Below are 19,345 nucleotides of genomic sequence, written 5' to 3'. Positions count from 1 at the left end.
GTCAAAATATTTATGTTGATTGCTGATTGTAGAGACTATAATAACGCTTCTTGTTTTTTATCATCTCATCATGAGTTCCATATTCAACTAATCTACCTTGGTCCATCAAAAGTATTAAAGTGCTCTCTTGAATAGTAGTAAGGCGATGAGTAATAAAGAATACTGTCCTATTTTTAGCCCATTTTTGCAGGTTCAGACATAGTTGTTTTTCTGTGCTGTAATCTAATGCACTTGTTGCTTCGTCCATCACTAGCAATCTGGGATTAGAAAGTACAGTACGAGCTATTGCGATACGCTGACGTTGACCACCACTAAGATTTCCACCTCTTTCTGCTATAGGAGTAGCATATCCTTGTCCAAGACTCATAATAAAATCATGAGCGCATGCTATCTTTGCTGCTTCAATAATACTTTCAGTGCTAGCATTGGGATCATTTAAAGCAATATTTTCGGCTATTGTACCTTCAAACAGTAGAGAATCTTGTGGGACTATGCCAATCTGACGTCTCAAGCTTGAAAGATCAATTTTAGCAATATCGTAGTCATCAATAAATATACGACCTTTTTCAAGCTCATATAGTCGAGCCAAAAGCTTCATCAAAGTACTCTTTCCGCTTCCGCTTTGACCCACAATTCCGATATATCCTCCGGCTGGGATATCAATAGTGACATCATTGACTTGATAAGGACCACTATTACCAAATCGAAAGCGTACATCCTCGAATCTAACTGCACCCTGAATATTAGGCAGGGGGATTTGCCCGCTCTCACCCTGCGTGGACATTTCAGGGTTCTGATCGACAATATCACTCAAGCGTTCCATTGAAAGTTGAACTCCCTGGAATCCCTGATAAAGCGTGGCTAACTGTAAAAGAGGGCCAGTTACATTACTACTGATAATTCTGAAAGCAATCAACATACCTAAAGTTAATTCACCCTTCAGGACTAACCACATACCCACCCACAAGACTAGCAATCCACTTATTTGATTTAAGAACTTTCCTACTTCAGAAGAAGTGGAGCCAAGTGCAACACTTTTAAATCCTTCACTGACAAATACACGATAGCGATCTTGCCACTTCCATCTAGAAGTTAATTCAAAATGCTGTGCTTTTACTGTTTGAATACCACTAATGACTTCAATTAAGTGACTTTGAGTACGAGCTTGAGCTACTGCACGCTTCCGAATCAAGGACTTATAAATTGGGGACAAACCAACAACCATTATTATATAAAATGGGAGAGTTGAAAGTGCAACAGCTGATAACAGCGGAGAATAGACGAGCATTACAACTAAATACATCGCCGAAAATATTATGTTCAAGACGCTTGTAAGTGCAGTTCCCGTCAAAAAACCTCGAATAGTGTTTAGTTCACCAAGGCGTTGGCTTAATTCACCTACAGGACGCTTTTCATAGTATTTGAGAGGAAGAGAAAGTAAACGATCAATCACAGAACTGCCTAGGGTGAGATCCATACGATCAGTGGTGTCAACAAAAATGTATGTACGCAAAGCAGTAAGTATTCCCTGGAATAGTGCCATTACTACCATTGCTGTCCCAAGTACATTCAGGCTGCTGAGATTACCTTGACTTAAGACTTTATCTATAATTTGCTGAATTAATAGAGGAATACCTAAACCAAATAATTGGGCCAGGAGAGACGCTACGAAGATTAATGCTAATGAACTACGGTACTTAAAAAGCAATGGAGTAAACCAACTCCAGCCGAAACGACTTCTAGGCGTAGTTGAGGTTCTTTTTGGAAGTGCTAAACGGACTTTTGAAGTAGGAATTTGCGTAATCAGTTCACTTAAAGCAAGCTTGCGCAAGCCTCTCTGTGGATCAGCTAAAATAATTTTATTTCCACGACTTCCGTAATATATAACAGGATGCTCTTCTAAAAATAAGATAGCTGGAGCTTCAACACTCAAAAAATACTTGGGATTAATGTCTGCTAATTGTGTGCTAAAGCCTATTGACTCGCAAATACCACCAAGCAATTCAATAGATAGACTTTTATCACGCTTAATGTGACCATCGAGAGCTTTCCGCACCGAATCCTTTCTAAAAGGGGTTTGAAAATATAAAGAAATCATCTCGCTGACTGCTACACCTTCTTCAAGCGGCCCAGAACCTCGACATATAGGAAAATAATCTTTATCTTCAAGATCATCCGCCTCTAATATTCCTAATTGTTGAAGATTGGTAGGTGGATTGTCAGCATTCATAGCGCGAATGCCTTTATTATTTAGTTGCTGACCTAAATTAATTGCCATATTAGACGGAAATCCAACGCAACGGTAAGGCATCTGATATCCAGGTATCTCTGGTATTACCATTCCATTTGCTAAGCTTGAACCCATTGGCATTCCTGGCACATTTGAAGTACTTAGATACCAAGAAATACTTGAATTAGGTATAGAGCTTGGAACCTTGAAAGGTTTACTAGGTTCAACAGTAATGGCCGACGCTTGAGCAGATAATTCAGAAAGTTTGTTATACCAATCCGCTTTAAGCTGTGGAGATAAATCACTAGCAGCTAGTGCAACAGCATAAGATTCTTGTGCTACTGGTAAACTTTTGAAAAAATCGGCAAAAGTCGTTGAAGCTAAAAAAGCTTGGATAAAATAATCTGCTCTTAAAGATAAAACGATACTTTCACAAGTTGCACTAACCCACTCACAAGGAGCACCGCGCGTCAAACCGACCCATCCAAGTAATTGCCCCGGACCACGCTTGTCAAAAGTGATAGGTCCAACACCCTGAGGGTCTGGTACCAATAAGCGCATCTCACCAGAGACAATTAAGTAAATTTCATTAGGGAGTTCATCAGGCCTCAGAAGGCGATAGCCAACATCACATCGTTTCAGTTCTGCTCCTTCAAACCACTTATCACGAAACTTGGAAGTCAAGAGACTGAAGGGCTCTTGTTTCGTTAAAGACGCTAAGATTTTCTCGAGCTGAACGGAGGATGCAGCTTTCAAGAGCGAGTAGCTATGACTTCTATGACTTTAAAGCAGCAAGTGCATACTCAGTCATTGAGCGGAGCCATCGGTCAAATTCATCACAAAGCAAACGCTGCCTCATAGCATCATCTAAACGCGCTTCAACAATTTCATCCAATTGCACAATTGCAAATATATTTCCAAGACGTTGTGGAGGTGTAAGCTCTCCAGGAGAAAGACTTCTTAATAGTATATCTAAACCGAATGGTAATTGAGACATAGGTTGTTGAGAAATTTTACCACCCTTAGAAGCTTCAGGACCAAGGCCAAATTCTTGTGCTGCTTGTGCAAAAGTAATTTCTTTGGCTTTAATGCGATGGAATAACTCAAAAGCCAAATTCTTGTCAGACACACGAAGTAAATTGCAGCTCGCTTGGTCGAGATCAACTTTACGTTCAAGATACCAAGCATCAACTCTATGGTTCCAACGTGCTTTAGCCCAACATATAGACGCAGGTCGAACCTTTAACTTATCTCGTAATTGTTCAATAGTAAGGCCCATCTCCTCTAAACTATTTTGCTTCAGCCATGCAGACTCAAGGTCAGAAAGAACAAGTGTATAATCTTCTTTAGGCCAAATAGTTTCATCAGAACAAGCTTCTTTAGAAATTTCAAGACATACCCAATATTCAACAGACCGCTTTAACAATCCTGCCAACGTCAAAAAATCAGAAATTTGAGAGAATTGGCTTTGAAGTCTTTGACGTCGCGCAGGTTTCAACCATAATTCTGGCAACGGATCAAGGACATCCACACGGGAATCATTTGGAGAGGTCATGCATGTGACAATGGTGTTTGATTTTTGAATCTCAAGGAGCCTAGGCCTACATGGCAGAAGTAATCAGTGACAAGCAGCGTCAGCTTAATAAAGCCCTGCACGAAAATGCCGAACAATTTGGAAGTCGTGATGATGGGGGTGGGGTCGCCGGAAAGCTTCCAGCAGCACTACAACGTATGCATGAGATGGGGATTTGCAACTCAGTTCTTGACTACGGAACCGGCAAAGGGCGGCTGTTAAAACGTCTGCAAAATAAAATAACTGCACCAATCAAAATCAGTGGTTATGATCCTGCTGTAGAAGAATTTTCGACAAAACCAGAAAAACCTGTTGATATTTTAACATGCTTGGACGTTTTAGAACATATTGAAATGGATAGTATCGATGCTGTTCTTGACGATATCAAGAATCTTACCAAGCAATTTTGTTACTTAGTCATTGACTTACAGCCCGCTGTTAAAAAATTAGCCGACGGCAGAAACGCTCATATTCTCTTGGCTCCCATGGACTGGTGGGTATGCAAACTTAGCCAACGCTTTAGCTGCGTAAGCTCATTCCCTATTTACCACCAATCTGGGGTTCCGCAGAAAATCGTATTTGCCTGCACTCAAAAAACTAAAATATTGCCACTAATGTATGGCTTTATAATCAAGCTCAAAATACATGATTTTACTATGGCTGGTGGAATATTAGATGGAATGATGCGAAAATAATGCAAATTCTTGTTATCCATCAAGGCTTTCCTGGGCAGTTTATTCATTTATTGCCACGTCTAAATAGTAAAGGTTACAAGATTACTGCAATAAGCAAGCCATGGAAAGGAGCTGCTCCATTGCCGTCATGGTTAAATTTTCATAGTTACGTGTTAAGAAGAGGAAATTCACTATCAATTCATGAATTTTGCTCAGAAATGGAAAGCAAAACCCTAAGAGCTGAAGCAGTAGCTCTTAAAGCCCTAGAATTAAAAAAAGAAGGTTATCAACCTGATTTAATCCTAGGCCATCCGGGATGGGGAGAAATGCTGTTCTTGAGTGAAATATGGCCTAAAGCCCCCCAGCTACATTACGTGGAGTTCTTTCACGGAGTTCCAGGTACAGATGATGACTTTGATGGTGGATTAAAACTCGAACGTACATGGGTTGATGGAGCGAGAGCGAAGATAAAAAATGCGCACAATCTCTCCTGCTTAAATCAAATGACCCAAGGGATTACACCGACAAAGTTTCAGCATTCATTACTACCAAAATGGGCACAAGAACGAACAACCATAGTTCACGATGGTATTGATACAAATTGGCTTAAACCTAATTCAAAGGCCAGTCTAGAAATTCCAGCTCATGACAGTATGCCTAAGAATCTAAAAATTAAGCATGGAGATCCTTTAATTACGTTTATCAATCGTACTTTCGAGCCTTATCGTGGAATTCATATTTTTATGCGAGCATTAACGCATATTCAAAAACAGCACCCACAGTTACAAACCATTCTGATCGGACAAGATACGGCTAATGTCAGCTACGGCAAAAAGCGGAATGATGGGAAAGGTTGGTTAACAACCTTACGCAATGAATTAGGTACATCATTGGACTGGTCACGAATTCACCAAATGGGATTAGTATCTCACTCGTCGCTCCTAAAAATATTTCAAATCAGTTCTGCGCACATCTATCTAAGCTATCCATTTGTTCTTAGTTGGAGCCTTCTTGAGGCAATGAGCTGTGGGTGCTTAGTAATAGGAAGTGACACTCCTCCTGTCAAAGAGGTTATTAAAGACGGCATAAATGGCTATCTTGTTCCATTCAATGACGAAAAAGCAATCTCAAATACTGTAACAAAAGCACTTGAACAAAATTCTGGCAACATCAGAATATCGGCAAGAGCTCATATCCAAACTCATTACGAACTTCAAGATTGCCTAGAGAAACAGATAGCCTTAATAGAAAACTTTGCATGAATCTAATAATTGTAAACGACCTTGATTATATATAGTTCTACTGTTGGCGAATACTCCGAACACTATCAGTCTGATCGACTAGCAAGTCACTAATTAATCCTATAACTCTTTTTTCTCTCAATTTCATATTACTGGTAACAGTCATTCCTGCTTGAAGAGGGATTTGAACATTCTTATTTTCTAGGAAGCTACGATTTAACTCTAATTTTACAGGAAACCGATAGAAATTCATATTGGTATCCGGAGGCAATGCATCTGCTCCAATCTGCGAGACAACACCATTAAGCTCTCCATATCGAGAAAAAGGAAAAGCATCAACTCTTACTTTGGCTTTTTGCCCAGTTTTTACAAATCCGATATCTTGATTAGGAACAAAAACCTCTGCATAAAGACCTTTCTGAGGAACAATAGAAAGAATACGCTCGCCTGCTTGAAGAACACCTTCAACACGAACTTGAGGGTCAAATACAATTCCAGCAACCGGAGAAGTCACGTTCTGGTACTGTAATTGAAGTTGAGCTTTTTTGAGCTGGGTTTTCATTTGATTAATACTCTTTTGCGTATCTAATCTGTACTGGGCCGCTTGTAGATCAAGCTGATTTAATTGCTGCTTTGTCTCAGTAATCTGTTTTCTAATTGTATACATTTCATCAAGCTGCTCTAACAATGAAATTCTTTGAAAGCCTCCCTGGTTTACTAATGATTGGAGCTCCTTGGTAATTATGCGTTTTGTATTTAATTTTTGATTTAATACATCAAGTCGGCCCTGTGTAGTTTCTTTTTGAATTTTGATTGATTCTAATTTAGATACTAGTTCTTTTTCTTCCACAATAATTAACCGAGTAAGTAGAATTTTTTCATCAGCAGCTTGTCTCGTATCAAACTTCATCAAAAGTTGTCCAGCCTCCACAGCCTCTCCATCGTTAAATAAGACTTCTGCTACACGACCTCCAGCAGGGGTTTTTACCTCAACCGTACCTCCAATTGACTTAAGCTGACCCTGCACGGTGACTACTTCATCAATACGGAAGACAAATCCACCGATTAATGCAAGAGAGCCGAGTCCTACAAGAAGTCCTGCTAAACTCTGAGCCCAAACCGGGGTCTGACGTAAAACTAGGTTTCGGTTTCGTGCTAACCAATCATTAGCTGCATTGCCAGCTTTGTCTTTAATGCTTTCGGATTGATTTGATGGGGTTTCCTCTGACGGATGGCTATCCTTCGGAGGCTTTGCGTTTAGCTCACCTTTGGTTCTGCTAGAGGGCTGAGAGTCTTTCATTAAAGTACTTTAGAACATACGACCTTTCCTAAGGTTGTAGATCAGGAAAATCGAGCATGGAAAGGAACTGGCCCTCTCTGTTTCCAGTTCACTGGATCAACCTAAACCGTCAGTCAACACGTAGGCTGCGCATGCAATGGGCATTAGAAAAAGGTGGATGGACTCACCGACGATGGATTGCCGTCGATGCCAAAGACCCACAACAACACTTCTGGTCAATTATGCGACCATGGCACAGAGGCTCTGCATTACCTGGCCTCCAACGCATAAACGAAGTTGAATCTGAGCGAATAACCACACGTGCAGAGCTCGCATGTCTAAGCAGCTGGCAAACTTTAATTGAAAACTTAAGTTCTCAAAGCTCTCCTTCTGGTTGGTTTCTTCTGATGGAAGACGATGTGGGTTCAAGTCTTGCTTGCCCGGACGCTTGGCCTATAAACTTTGCCCAACTTATTAAGGCAACAGGCCCATCAAGTCTTATTATTCAGTTAGCACCTATTAGCAGCAGAGCACGCTATAAACTCTACAATCAATGGCATATAAGCAAGGGAAAAAGTATTGTCATATCCAAAAAAAACATCCGAAGTCATGGAAACGGTGCTGTACTTTTAAATCAAAAAGCTCTCCCGTTTTTGCGTCGTAAAGTCGGGCGTTGGCTTGAAACGCATTTGCCAAATCACCACTTTTTAACACACCCATACTCAATAAGACCTGTCGCTGACAAATGGCTATATGGATCCCTGCCTGCTGAGAGCAGTTGGGTTTGCACATATCCTCTATTCTGCCTAGATGCAAACGATTCGAATCTGCATCATCAGCATGTCAAAGACTTTCACATTCCCAGCAGAGATTTAACACTTAAACTGTGGAAAGACGAGAAAGCTAACAGACTTCTTGAAGCCTTTAAAATTTGGAATAACTACAGCAAAGACAATTGAGACTCTGGGTCAAAGTCGAACACTCCGGCCAACGTGAGTGACCCTTGATCATTAAAAATATGAACCTCGCCATTTTTTGAGCTTATTAAATAATTCAGACTGGATTCAATTTCAATTTTATCGCCATCGATGATACTGAAATCAGTAATAATATCATCTCCTAAGCCAAGACGGAAACGATCACTTCCAGCGCCTCCAGTAAGAGTATCTTTACCTCCACCACCGACAAGAAGGTCTGCTCCTCCGCCTCCATTTAATCGATCGCTCGCATTCCCCCCACGAAGAATATCATCGCCACTGCCGCCAAAGAGTTGATCACGACCGAAAGCACCCTGCAACCAATCATTACCTTGATTGCCATTAATTACATCGGCTCCACCAGCACCAATGATTCGATCATCCCCAGAAAGACCGGATATTTTCTCAGAATACTTAGCCCCAAAAATAACATCGCTATCATATGTTAACCACTGATGCTCCGCTCCCCAAACATGAATAAGAGCATTTAGGTCATTATCGGTGAAAAAATCCGGCCATAAATTACCCTTTGGCGAGCGATAAGCCATAACAGTTTCTTCTGGGTATGAACTGTTCCAAGGATCAATGATGCCTTTTACTGCATCACCATCTTTATTTTCGAACGGATGTTCAAGGCCCAACGAATGACCAAACTCATGTATCAGAATATAACGAAGATAATTCTGATCATTTTGAAGTTTCGGATAGTCAATAAATAGCTCCCAACCGCTAGACATATCAGTTGTAGCAAGTCCCAAGACATCATCATCACCTAAATCAATTTCAACATCATAGTAAAGATCAACATCGGCCTGAGAAGCTGTCAATGATTTACGAAAGTCAAGATCAATAATAGCGTCAAGCTTCTGCACCATTGAATTAAAAAAATCTACATCAGAACCAGGAATACCAACTGATTGTATACTTTGCTGGTTGTAACTGCCCCCAGCAACAGTAACTTTGCCGCCAGGCTCATGAAGATAATAATCCATTATTCCGTCAGTCGCAGTTACATTGCGAGTAACGGAAACAAAGACTTCATCAATAAGTTCTGCTGGCGCTATAGAAAGCCCGTACAAGGCTTTTCCTTCAACGTGGCGCCCTGTCGAAAGAGACCCAGCCAGCGATTGTTCGCAGAGAATACACATACAACACGAGTTGGGTCAACTGGAATTCTTCCAAACTAGCCCTTCCATTAGCGAGAATTGTGCCTGAAACATAATTGATTGGTGAAAATTTTTTGGATTTTATTGTGATGGCCTGCTCAGGCAATAAAAGAGACATTATAGCCAAAATGATCGTGCACCACTCACAATTCGATAGATATCAACGGACCACTGATGCCAAACCCCACTCGAGGTAATGACGAGCCCTCCAGCCCAACTCAGCACTAAGGCGAGAAGATCAATTGCAAAATCAGGCTTGTCGAGGCTGACAGACAGACTTTGAGCTCGTTCAGCAAACACGTGCTGACTAAATCGCAGATAAGAAAAGAGCTGGAAAAAGGAATCCGCAACAACTTCATCGTCCACCAGCTTTGAGCACGGTCTTAATGGTGCGGAACAAAATCATTAAATCTAACCAAGTGCTGAAGTGAGTCAGGTAATAGAGGTCATAAGACAACTTGAGATCGGAGTCGTCAATACTGCTGGCATAGGGTGCACACACCTGAGCCCAGCCACTTAGGCCAGGACGCATCCAGTGCCGCTTGCGGTAGTGAGGAATACTGAGCTCAAGTTCCTGCTCAAGCTCCGGTCTCTCCGGCCGTGGACCAATCAGGCTCATCTCCCCGTTCAACACATTCAAAAGCTGCGGCAATTCATCCATTCGCACCCGACGCAGCAGACCACCAACGACGGTGATCCGATCATCCCCAGGTTGCGTCCACTCAGCAGGCGCGTCCACAGGTTGCTCCTTCATCGTGCGCAACTTGAGGACGCGAAACGGTCTCCCCAGCCAGCCACTCCGCTGCTGCACATAAAACACTGGGCCACGATCCTCAAGCCAGATCAGCAAAGCCGCTACTGCGATAAAAGGGGCTGTAAGAAGCAACAACACTGCTGCCATCAGTAAATCAGCCATCCTCTTCAGCTGGGCCTGCACACTGAAAATGGCCGCCCAGGGAAGGTCGTCATAAGCGAAGGTGACATCACCCATCAGACCAGGAGGCAGACGCTCCTGCTGCTGCTCAAACAGACTCAGCACAGACACACTGCGCAGGAGCCGCGGATCACGCATCTCCAAACTGTCAAGCAAGGAGCTCATGCCTGAATCACGGCGAATAGCCGCACTGACAGCCACCAGCAACGACTGATCCTGCCGATCCAGACGTCGTTTCAATTGCGAGGCACTAATCGGAGATAGCCGCTGGCGATGAGGTACACGCTGCCAGGCTGTGAGCACAGTTTGGATTTCATTACGGTGGGCCAGCAACAACAAACGGGGTGCGTCGGTTAACAGCAGACCACGACGCAGAGCCAATCTCACCAGGAACGCCCAAATGGTGATCAAAGCCATCCAGACGAACTGAACACGTCGATAGACCAGCCATACAGCCTCATCAGAATTGATCAACCAACGGACCGTCGCCACCACCATCAAGCTCACCACAGCAGTAATCAGCAACCGCTGAAGCAAGATCGGCAAAGCAAGACGTCGCCAACGCAAAACCGTGTAGCTGCCGAACAACCAACCAAGCGACGGGTAGAGAATTAACGAAAATAGAAGCCAGCCACCCTGCCCTTCAAGACTGCTGCCCCCAATGTTCAAACTAAGCGCGGAAGGCAACCAGATGATTAATCCCAACGCCAACAGTTGACCAAGTGCATCAAGCAGCAGCGCGCGCACCAATAGGGTGCGTGGATCATGCCTCCACACGATTAATCACCTCTTCTAAAGAGGAGCGCCAGTGTTGTGGGCGAAGTTGCAGCTGCTCTCTCGTGCGGCTGGATGCCAACAGCGCATAGGCGGGTCGCTTCGCTTGAGTTGGAAAATCAGCGGTAGTAATAGGTAGGACCTGGGCCGCCTTAGACAGGAGACCTCGTGCAGCAGCCAACTCACCAATCGCAACAGCAAAGTCATACCAGCTGGCGACACCGGCATCACTCCAGTGCTGCATCCCCATCACCTGGAGCTTGATCACAGCCCAGCACGCTGCAGCCAGTCCTGAGGTTGAGGTGGGGCAGCCAACCTGATCCGCAACCACGTTCAAAGACTCGCCGACTTCTGCCTTAAGACGGTGCAAGCGAAGCATCGTGAATAAAAAATTTTGGCCAACTGGGCCGTAAACCCAACCAGTGCGAAGAATCGTGGCGCGACCCTCATCAGAGCAGCCCAGAATTTCATCCACCGCCTGTTCCCCCGCGGTCTTGGTAGCGCCGTAGACCCCCAACGGATCTGGAGAATGCACCGGCTCATATGGATGCCCCTGACAGCCATTGAACACAAAGTCGGTGCTGATCTGCAATAGTCTGCCGCCGGTTACAGAGAGAGCTTCGGCGAAAGCACGAGGAGCCCCCGCATTGACTGCCATTGCCTGCTCTGGTTCTGATTCCGCCTTATCCACAGCCGTGTAAGCGCCAGCATTGAGAACCCAATCGGGACGATGCGCATGCACTGCTGAACGGCAGGACTGGGGATCAGAAAGGTCTAACTGCTTGCGCGCTGTTGCGATCAGCTCAACCTCGGCCGGCAACGACGCAGAGAGAGCCTGGCCCAGCTGACCGTCAGCACCAGTGAGCAGAATCTTCACTCGAACACTTCTCCCATCGACTCAAGCATCGACAACATTGGCGCCTGCGCATCTTTCTCAGTGAGCAATGGTTCGATCACCTCAGCCAACTGCAAGGGCCATTGAATTGCCAAGGTCGAATCATTCCAGCGCAAGGATCTTTCGCAGTCTCGATTCCAAAAGCCACTGGCCTTGTATTGCACTTCGGCCACATCGCTAAGGGTGAGGAAGCCGTGAGCGAATCCCATAGGAACCCAGAACTGCTGATGGTTATCGGCTGACAGCGTCGTCCCCACCCATTGGCCATAAGTCGGCGAAGCGCTGCGCAGATCCACAGCCACGTCAAAAATACTGCCCACACTGCAGCGCACCAACTTGCCCTGCGGTTCGGGGAGAAGCTGAAAGTGCAGACCACGCAAAACTCCACGGCTGGAGCGCGAATGATTGTCCTGACGAAACTGCAGACACTCGACCTCAGCGGCAGAAACTCCGTCATTCATCAAATCGTTGCGAAAGCAACGCTCATTCCAGCTCTCAAAAAAAAATCCCCGTTCATCAGCGAACACTTGAGGAGTGATCAGCAGCGGCCCCTGGACCGGCTGACCGGTCGCCGTCAAAAGCCGTTCAGCTGTCATGAGCGGTCTCCGATGAGCGGCTCTCCAGTTTGCGCTTCAATAGAGCATGCTCTCCTCTGGGCTCATTGAGCAGCTGCAGTAAATAGCGGCCGTAACCGCTCTTGAGCAAAGGCTGAGCCAACTGCTCAAGTTGAACGCTATCAATCCAGCCCTGGCGCCAGGCCACCTCTTCCGGGCAGCCAACCTTCAAACCCTGTCGTTGCTCAAGAGTTCGGATGTAAGCCCCTGCCTCCTGGAGGGAATCGAAGGTCCCGGTATCGAGCCAGGCCATGCCGCGGCCCATAAGTTCCACCGTGAGCTTCTGCTCCTGCAAATACATCTGATTAAGGCTTGTGATCTCCAGCTCACCTCGGTTGGAGGGCCTCACCCTCAGCGCCCTCTCCGCCACAGTGTGGTCATAGAAATACAGTCCCGTTACGGCATACCGACTACGCGGCTGAGCCGGTTTTTCTTCAATGCTGAGGGCCTTTCCAGAGGCATCGAACTCAACCACGCCGTAACGCTGAGGATCGCGAACGGGATAAGCAAACACAGTGCCACCCTGCTCACGTGCCATGGCTGCCTGCAACTGAGAAATCAATTCATGCCCATGAAAGAGATTGTCACCTAACACCAGAGCTGCCGGCGCTCCATCAAGAAACTCTGCACCGATCAAAAAAGCCTGGGCCAGCCCATCCGGGCTCGGCTGTATGGAATATGAAATGGTCATCCCCCAGGCTCCGCCATCGCCCAGCAAGCGCCGGAATGCTGCTTGGTCGTGGGGCGTGGTGATGATTAAGACCTCACGGATCCCCGCCAGCATCAGCGTGCTGAGCGGGTAGTAGATCATCGGCTTGTCATAGATAGGCATCAGCTGCTTGCTCACCGCAGTGGTGAGAGGAGCCAATCGGGTGCCGCTGCCGCCAGCAAGGATTATCCCCTTTCGCCTCATGGAAGGATTGCCGATACACCGCGGATTTTGGTCATTTCAGCATGCAAGGACTGGGAAAACCTTCAAAACCGACTTTCGATGCAGGAATGCGAGATTTCAAGAACAACAACCTTGAGGACAGATGATGAAGATCTGATTGCCAAAAGCATGGCCCGCATCCATCTGGTTGAACATGCACCAGGAGCCCCAGGCCTGCGCCTGATGGGGCTGGGGCCAAACCTACGCCCGACGCGCGGTCTGCTCAAACTTCGACGACTGTTGAATAAACACGCCTTCTGGGCCCAGGGACGCAGTCGTCAGCAACTGCGTGAAATGCTCAACGGCAGCCAGGTGATTGTGAGCCTCTGGCGCGGCAAACGGATGGTGGGCTTCGGGCGAGCCAGCAGCGATGGGATCTACAGAGCCGTGCTCTGGGATGTGGTGGTGGCCGGCGACCTTCAGGGTCGTGGGCTCGGGCGGCGGGTCGTTGAAGCGTTGCTGGCTTCCCCAAAATTGCGTGAAGTGGAGCGGGTGTATCTGATGACCACCAACAGCAATGGCTTTTATGAACAAATGGGATTCAGCAGCGTTTCCTCTCAGCACTTGCTGATCCGAAAGCAATGATTCAACAAGCGGATGAAGAGATTCGAACTCTCGACCCTCTCCTTGGCAAGGAGATGCTCTACCACTGAGCTACATCCGCAGGCCAGCCGGTGAATGTCACCTGACGACCTGAGAAGCATGCACCACCAAGGGGCCGTTGGTCAATCCACCGTTCAAGCCGCTGGCAATGCCTTCACAAGAGAGCCCATTTCCAGAGCCTGCAGGGCATAACTCCATCCCAGATTGCTCTTGATCCCTGCCCGCTCGAGCGCTTGCTGCATCGTATCGGTTGTGAGCACCCCGAAAATCACGGGCACACCGGTGTCACGAGACACGCTGGCAATTCCCTTGCTGGCTTCGGCGACCACAACATCGAAATGGGGCGTGTCACCACGAATGACAGCCCCAAGCGTGATCACCACTTGGTAACGACCGCTGCGAGCCAGCTGCTGGGCCACCAGAGGTAACTCAAAAGAACCAGGCACCCAGGCCGTATCGAGCTGATTGCTGTCTGCACTGGTGTCAATCCCATGGCGTCCAAGACAGTCAAGGCAGCCGCTCAACAACTTGGCCGTGACCAGGTCGTTGAATCGGGCAACAACCACAGCGATGCGCAGGCCCTGCACATCGGTGAACCGTCCTTCAAAGGTGGCCATGACGCCTTGATCCGTTCATCCCATGTTCACACCCGACCGGCGTGAACTGGATAAAAAAGATGCCCGTAGGCCCGGGCTGACCTCAGACCACGAAAAAACTCATGCCCCAGTTCACCAGCACCAAGGCGACCCAGGCAATGCCACCCAGCAGAATCAAGCGATTGGAGCGGCCACTGTCCTCGTTCGAGGCGTAAAGAACTGGCACAGCCACGATCAAGGCAAAGGACATCACCACCAAGGCCAGAACGGTGAGGGTGTTAAGGATCTGCATGGTGAATCGGTCGACGCCAGGTCGTTCACGGGGATTCTCACATGTGGGGGAGAGTCGTCTCCGTCGTCTGCGCATCAAGCTTCACAGCTTGTGGTGAACGCCATCGGTACGATCCAGCGACTTCCGGATGTCCCATGCCCCGCACCTGCCCCCAGCCCGAGGAGCAGTCGCTGCAGGGGAATCTGTTCGGCGCTCCGGAACCGACTGATCAACCCACAGCCAGCTCTGCCAGGGCTTCTGAGGCCTTAGCCGCGGATGCACTGGCTGAGCTCACTGACGCCAACCTCAGCGCTGATGCCTCTGCCCGCCCCAGGCAGCGACAGGGCAACAACAGTGATCCCGACAAGGCCTCCAACCAGGCCGAGGAGCTGACCGGCTCAGACAGCGACGAGAGCGATGCCCCGCCTTGGGCCCACCACAGCCAGGTGGATCAGACCCTGCTGACGCCGATGTTGCGCCATTACGTAGAGCTCAAGGCGGAGCACCCTGAGCGCGTACTGCTTTACCGACTCGGTGATTTCTTCGAGTGCTTTTTCGAGGACGCCGTCGAGCTCTCACGGGTGCTGGAACTCACTCTCACCGGCAAGGAAGGTGGCAAGGCGATCGGACGCGTGCCAATGGCGGGAATTCCCCATCACGCCGCCGAGCGCTACTGCGCTGAACTAATCCGTCGTGGTTACTCCGTGGCGCTCTGTGACCAGCTGGAGACCACCCCCACCAAGGGGGCCCTGCTCAAGCGCGGAATCACCCGTGTGCTCACCCCGGGCACGGTGCTGGAAGAGGGCATGCTCGCTGCCCGCCGCAACAACTGGCTGGCAGCGGTGGTGGTGGAACCTGCCAGGAGCAAGCAACCCTTGCGCTGGGGCATGGCCAGCGCCGATGTGAGCACGGGCGACGTTCAGGTGATGGAACGCAGCGGCAGCGATGCCCTGCACCAGCACCTCGCACAACTTGAAGCCTCGGAACTGCTCTGGGCAGCCAGCAACGACACCAACATGCAACGCCCTGCCTGGTGTCCTGAACGCCTGAGGCTCAGCCCGATGGCGCTCACTCCCTTCAGCCGCCCTCAGGCCGAACAAGCCCTGCTCACGCACTACCGGCTGGCTGGCCTGGATGGCCTTGGCCTGCAAGAACTACCCCTTGCCCTGAGAGCCTTTGGTGGACTGCTGCAATACGTCAATAACACTCAGCCGCTCGAAGAGGCAACGCGGGTGCCCCTGGATGTGCCAAAGATCGTGCAAGCCGGCGATGCCCTGGTGCTCGATGCCCAGACCCGCCGCAATCTGGAACTGACGGCCACCCAACGCGACGGACAACTCCAGGGGTCACTGCTCTGGGCCATCGACCAGACCCTCACAGCCATGGGTGGGCGATGTCTGCGCCGCTGGCTGGAAGCACCGCTGATGGACATCAACGCCATCCGCGAACGGCAAAGCGTGGTGAGCCTGCTGGTGAACCAGAGGCCCCTACGCCAGGGCTTGCGGCGGCTGCTCAGGCCTATGGGAGATCTGGAACGGCTGGCGGGTCGGGCTGGCGCCGGTCATGCCAGCGCCCGCGACCTGGTGGCCATCGCCGATGGGCTGGAACGCCTACCTCGACTGGCCAGTCGCCTGGAGGGAACGCTGGACACATGGCCTCAGATTCTGGAGGCGATGCTGCCACCAAACCCAGCGCTCGCTGAACTGGCGGCCTCCGTCCGCCATGCCTTGGTGGACGCTCCACCGCTCTCTCTAAGCGAAGGCGGACTTATCCATGACGGGGTGGATCTGCTGCTAGATGGCCTGCGCAATCAACTCGATGACCAGGACGCCTGGCTGGCCGAGCAGGAACGATTGGAGAAAGAGCTCAGCGGCATCAGCAACCTGCGTCTGCAATACCACCGCACCTTTGGATATTTCCTGGCGGTGAGCAAAGCGAAGGCCTCCTCCGTGCCCGAACACTGGATCCGCCGCCAGACCCTGGCTAACGAAGAACGGTTCATCACTCCTGAACTGAAGGAGCGCGAAGGCCGCATCTTCCAGCTGCGGGCACGGGCCTTTCAGCGCGAATACGAACTGTTCTGCAAGCTGCGCGACCAGGTGGGCAACATGGCAACACCAATCCGCGAGGCGGCCCGTGCCATAGCGGGGTTGGACGCACTCACCGCCCTAGCTGACACGGCTGCCACAGCAGGTTGGTGTGCTCCGCAACTGAGCGACGATCGCGCGCTCAGGATCACCGCTGGCCGGCACCCAGTGGTGGAACAGTTACTGGTGGAAACTCCCTTCACCCCGAACGATCTTGGTTTGGGAGCTGACACCGACCTGATCGTGCTGACAGGGCCCAATGCCAGCGGCAAAAGCTGTTATCTGCGCCAGATCGGCCTGATCCAACTGTTGGCCCAAATCGGCAGCTGGGTGCCTGCATCATCCGCTCAGGTCGGCCTTGCCGATCGCATCTTCACGCGTGTTGGCGCCGTGGATGATCTGGCTGCAGGTCAGTCCACCTTCATGGTGGAAATGGCCGAAACCGCCAACATCCTTAACCACGCCAGCGACCGCTCCCTGGTGCTTCTTGATGAAATCGGCCGTGGCACAGCCACCTTCGATGGCCTCTCGATCGCCTGGGCCGTGAGCGAACATCTGGCCGGCGATCTCAAGGCGCGCACGGTGTTCGCCACCCACTATCACGAGCTGAACAACCTGGCGGAGCAGCGGGCCAACGTGGCCAACTTCCAGGTGATGGTGGAGGAAACCGGCGAGGATCTTATTTTCCTACATCAGGTTCAGATCGGCGGTGCCAGCCGCAGCTACGGCATCGAAGCCGCCCGTCTGGCCGGGGTTCCCTCCCGCGTTGTGGAACGGGCCCGGCAGTTGCTCGATCAGCTGGCGGCCTGAGCGGCTCGAAGCAGGGCATTGACTGCTGCCGCCACCAAACCGGCACCACCGCGCGTTCCCTCCAGGCGGATCTGAGCCAGAGGCGTCGACGCCAGTCGGCGCTTGCTTTCAGGGACGCCCACGAAGCCAACCGGCATGCCGATCACCAGCGAAGGGGCAAGGGCACCGGCATCCAGCTGGTCGAGCAACTGCTCCAACGCGGTCGGGGCACTGCCCACCAGCAGCAGCGGCATGGGCTGCCCCTTCGCGCTGGCCGCCTGCGTGAGTTCCGGCCAAGCCCTCAGCATCGCCGCGGCGGAACGGGTGGAATCTTGCGGTGAAACCTCAGGCGCCCAGTCGAGCAGGCAGCGCACCGAAGAGCCCAGTGTGCGCGCAGCCATCGGCGTTACGGCAGCCGCGGCCATGGCCGTATCGGTGAGGATCACTGCCCCGCCCTGCAACGCCCCAAGTCCCTGCTCGCAGGCCCCCTCGCTAAAGCGCAACAGCGGCGGCAGGCCTGGATCTCCACTGCTGTGCACCAGACGTTCCAACACCTGCTGCTGCAGAGGATCGAGTCCCGTCTCCCCCAGCGAAGCCCGAATTAGACGGATGCTTTCCGTGAAGATCGGATGATCGGCCATTGCTCCACATTCCTCTGACAGGGACTGCCAGTCGGGGCAGACTTCGACATTGTCCGACGACACGCCTTAATGCCGATCCAGTTGTTCTGGGGCGATGATTCCGCCGCGCTGGAACGGGCGGTTCAGACATTGATCGAGAAGGCGGTGGATCCGAGCTGGGCGAGCGTGAACGTGAGTCGATTGGATGGCAGCGAGGCAGGACAGGCCAGGCAGGCCCTGGAAGAAGCACGCACACCACCCTTCGGCGCTGGCTCCAGGGTGGTGCTACTGCAGCGATCTCCCTTCTGCAACGCCTGTCCCAGTGAGCTGGCCGATCGCTTCGAAGCCTCTCTGGATGGCATCCCTGAAAGCACAGAGCTGCTGCTTTGCCATCCCTCCAAACCCGACGGCAGACTGCGCACCACTAAAGCCCTGATGAAATGCATCAAGGCAGGAGAAGCCTGCGAACGCAGTTTCAAGTTGCCGGCGGTCTGGGACGGTGCTGGCCAGCGCCAGCTGGTGGAGCGCACCGCTGAGGAACTGAACCTGAGGCTGGAGTCCGGTGCCGTGGATGCCCTGATCGATGCCATCGGCAACGACAGCGCCAGGCTGACCATGGAACTGCAGAAGCTGGCTCTTCATGCTGAAAGCAGCGGAGAGGCGCGCATCAGCGCCAGCTCGGTTGCAAGCCTGATCGAGGGCCTCAGCACCAACGCTCTGCAGGTGGGGGACGCGCTGCTGGCAGGCGATCCAGGCCAGGCGATTGCCTTGCTGGATGCCCTCAATGACGCCGGCGAACCGGCCCTGCGCATTGTGGCCACGCTCACCGGTCAAATCAGGGGGTGGCTCTGGGTGATGCTGCTGGAACAACAGGGAGAGCGGGACGTGGGGGTGATCGCCAAAGCGGCAGGAATCGGCAACCCCAAGCGCATCTATGTGATGCGCAAGCAGCTGCAGGGGCGTTCACCCCAGCGCTGCCTCAACCTGCTAGGCCGCCTACTGGATGTGGAAGCAGCCCTCAAACGCGGCACCCAGCCAGGAGATGCGTTCCGCGATGGGCTGCTTGGAGCAACACAGTGAGACAATCGCCT

17 protein-coding genes and 1 tRNA gene are annotated in these 19,345 nt (G+C 50.5%); 6 read left to right on the top strand and 12 right to left on the bottom strand.

Features of this window, described 5'->3' with window-relative positions; all coding sequences use genetic code 11:
• Positions 1-10: 10 nt before the first annotated feature.
• Together DXY37_RS06955 and DXY37_RS06950 are read right to left on the bottom strand one after the other, a co-directional pair.
• On the bottom strand, positions 11-2,986 hold the full coding sequence (locus DXY37_RS06955; RefSeq protein WP_115125944.1) for a peptidase domain-containing ABC transporter: 2,976 nt from the start codon (positions 2,984-2,986) through the stop codon (positions 11-13).
• A 19-nt stretch (positions 2,987-3,005) separates the two neighbouring features.
• On the bottom strand, positions 3,006-3,785 hold the full coding sequence (locus DXY37_RS06950; RefSeq protein WP_115125943.1) for a peptidylprolyl isomerase: 780 nt from the start codon (positions 3,783-3,785) through the stop codon (positions 3,006-3,008).
• A gap of 50 nt (positions 3,786-3,835) precedes the next feature.
• On the opposite strand from DXY37_RS06950, the gene DXY37_RS06945 reads away from it, so the two are divergent.
• Positions 3,836-4,498: a methyltransferase domain-containing protein gene (locus DXY37_RS06945; protein ID WP_115125942.1), complete on the top strand. Its 663-nt coding sequence runs from the start codon at positions 3,836-3,838 to the stop codon at positions 4,496-4,498.
• The gene (locus tag DXY37_RS06940) at positions 4,498-5,739 is read left to right on the top strand and encodes a glycosyltransferase (RefSeq protein WP_115125941.1); all 1,242 of its coding nucleotides are present in this window, start codon (positions 4,498-4,500) and stop codon (positions 5,737-5,739) included. The genes DXY37_RS06945 and DXY37_RS06940 overlap by 1 nt, the downstream gene beginning before the upstream one ends.
• Positions 5,740-5,776: 37 nt before the next feature.
• On the opposite strand, the gene DXY37_RS06935 is transcribed toward DXY37_RS06940, so the two are convergent.
• Entirely contained in the window at positions 5,777-7,018 is a 1,242-nt protein-coding gene (locus DXY37_RS06935) for an HlyD family secretion protein (protein ID WP_115125940.1), read from the bottom strand.
• Positions 7,019-7,149: 131 nt separating this feature from the next.
• Here DXY37_RS06935 and DXY37_RS13065 point away from each other — a divergent pair, with 131 nt between their 5' ends.
• Entirely contained in the window at positions 7,150-7,956 is an 807-nt protein-coding gene (locus DXY37_RS13065) for a hypothetical protein (RefSeq protein ID WP_136975565.1), read from the top strand.
• Here the strand turns inward: DXY37_RS13065 and DXY37_RS06930 are convergent.
• From DXY37_RS06930 to rfbA, 5 genes are all read right to left on the bottom strand, one after another.
• Complete coding sequence (locus DXY37_RS06930; protein ID WP_115125939.1) at positions 7,938-9,122, bottom strand: hypothetical protein; 1,185 nt, start codon at positions 9,120-9,122, stop codon at positions 7,938-7,940. The two genes, DXY37_RS13065 and DXY37_RS06930, sit on opposite strands and share 19 nt — an antisense overlap.
• A 373-nt stretch (positions 9,123-9,495) precedes the next feature.
• The gene (locus DXY37_RS06920; protein WP_244276927.1) at positions 9,496-10,821 is read right to left on the bottom strand and encodes a sugar transferase; all 1,326 of its coding nucleotides are present in this window, start codon (positions 10,819-10,821) and stop codon (positions 9,496-9,498) included.
• Between the two features lie 16 nt (positions 10,822-10,837).
• Positions 10,838-11,725: a dTDP-4-dehydrorhamnose reductase gene (gene rfbD, locus DXY37_RS06915; RefSeq protein WP_115125936.1), complete on the bottom strand. Its 888-nt coding sequence runs from the start codon at positions 11,723-11,725 to the stop codon at positions 10,838-10,840.
• Positions 11,722-12,339, bottom strand: coding sequence for a dTDP-4-dehydrorhamnose 3,5-epimerase (gene rfbC, locus DXY37_RS06910; protein WP_115125935.1), 618 nt, complete (start codon positions 12,337-12,339; stop codon positions 11,722-11,724). The genes rfbD and rfbC overlap by 4 nt, the downstream gene beginning before the upstream one ends.
• Positions 12,329-13,270 carry a glucose-1-phosphate thymidylyltransferase RfbA gene (gene rfbA / locus DXY37_RS06905; protein WP_115125934.1) on the bottom strand — a complete coding sequence of 314 codons (942 nt, stop codon included), beginning with the start codon at positions 13,268-13,270 and terminating at the stop codon, positions 12,329-12,331. Before rfbA ends, rfbC begins: the two co-directional genes overlap by 11 nt.
• 147 nt (positions 13,271-13,417) lie before the next feature.
• Between rfbA and DXY37_RS06900 the strand changes: the two genes are divergently transcribed.
• On the top strand, positions 13,418-13,873 hold the full coding sequence (locus DXY37_RS06900; protein WP_115126034.1) for a GNAT family N-acetyltransferase: 456 nt from the start codon (positions 13,418-13,420) through the stop codon (positions 13,871-13,873).
• A 7-nt stretch (positions 13,874-13,880) separates the two neighbouring features.
• Here the strand turns inward: DXY37_RS06900 and DXY37_RS06895 are convergent.
• The 3 genes from DXY37_RS06895 to psbZ form a co-directional block, all read right to left on the bottom strand.
• Positions 13,881-13,952: transfer RNA gene (locus tag DXY37_RS06895), tRNA-Gly, on the bottom strand.
• Between the two features lie 73 nt (positions 13,953-14,025).
• Entirely contained in the window at positions 14,026-14,508 is a 483-nt protein-coding gene (gene ribH / locus DXY37_RS06890) for a 6,7-dimethyl-8-ribityllumazine synthase (RefSeq protein WP_115125933.1), read from the bottom strand.
• An 82-nt stretch (positions 14,509-14,590) separates the two neighbouring features.
• Positions 14,591-14,779: a photosystem II reaction center protein PsbZ gene (gene psbZ / locus DXY37_RS06885; protein ID WP_011932021.1), complete on the bottom strand. Its 189-nt coding sequence runs from the start codon at positions 14,777-14,779 to the stop codon at positions 14,591-14,593.
• A gap of 134 nt (positions 14,780-14,913) precedes the next feature.
• Between psbZ and mutS the strand changes: the two genes are divergently transcribed.
• Positions 14,914-17,655, top strand: coding sequence for a DNA mismatch repair protein MutS (gene mutS / locus DXY37_RS06880; RefSeq protein ID WP_115125932.1), 2,742 nt, complete (start codon positions 14,914-14,916; stop codon positions 17,653-17,655).
• Here mutS and DXY37_RS06875 read toward each other — a convergent pair.
• A complete protein-coding gene (locus DXY37_RS06875; RefSeq protein ID WP_115125931.1) occupies positions 17,640-18,275 on the bottom strand; it encodes a precorrin-8X methylmutase in 636 nt (211 codons plus the stop codon). The two genes, mutS and DXY37_RS06875, sit on opposite strands and share 16 nt — an antisense overlap.
• Before the next feature lie 69 nt (positions 18,276-18,344).
• Between DXY37_RS06875 and holA the strand changes: the two genes are divergently transcribed.
• Positions 18,345-19,334 (top strand): DNA polymerase III subunit delta, encoded by a 990-nt coding sequence (gene holA / locus DXY37_RS06870; RefSeq protein WP_115125930.1) that lies wholly within the window; start codon positions 18,345-18,347, stop codon positions 19,332-19,334.
• Positions 19,335-19,345 lie beyond the last annotated feature (11 nt).

Origin of the sequence: Synechococcus sp. GEYO, assembly GCF_900473955.1 — a bacterium.
Classification (GTDB): Bacteria; Cyanobacteriota; Cyanobacteriia; order PCC-6307; family Cyanobiaceae; genus Synechococcus_C.
Note: the sequence above shows the minus strand (reverse complement) of the source record. Positions and strands in the feature narration are given on the sequence as shown.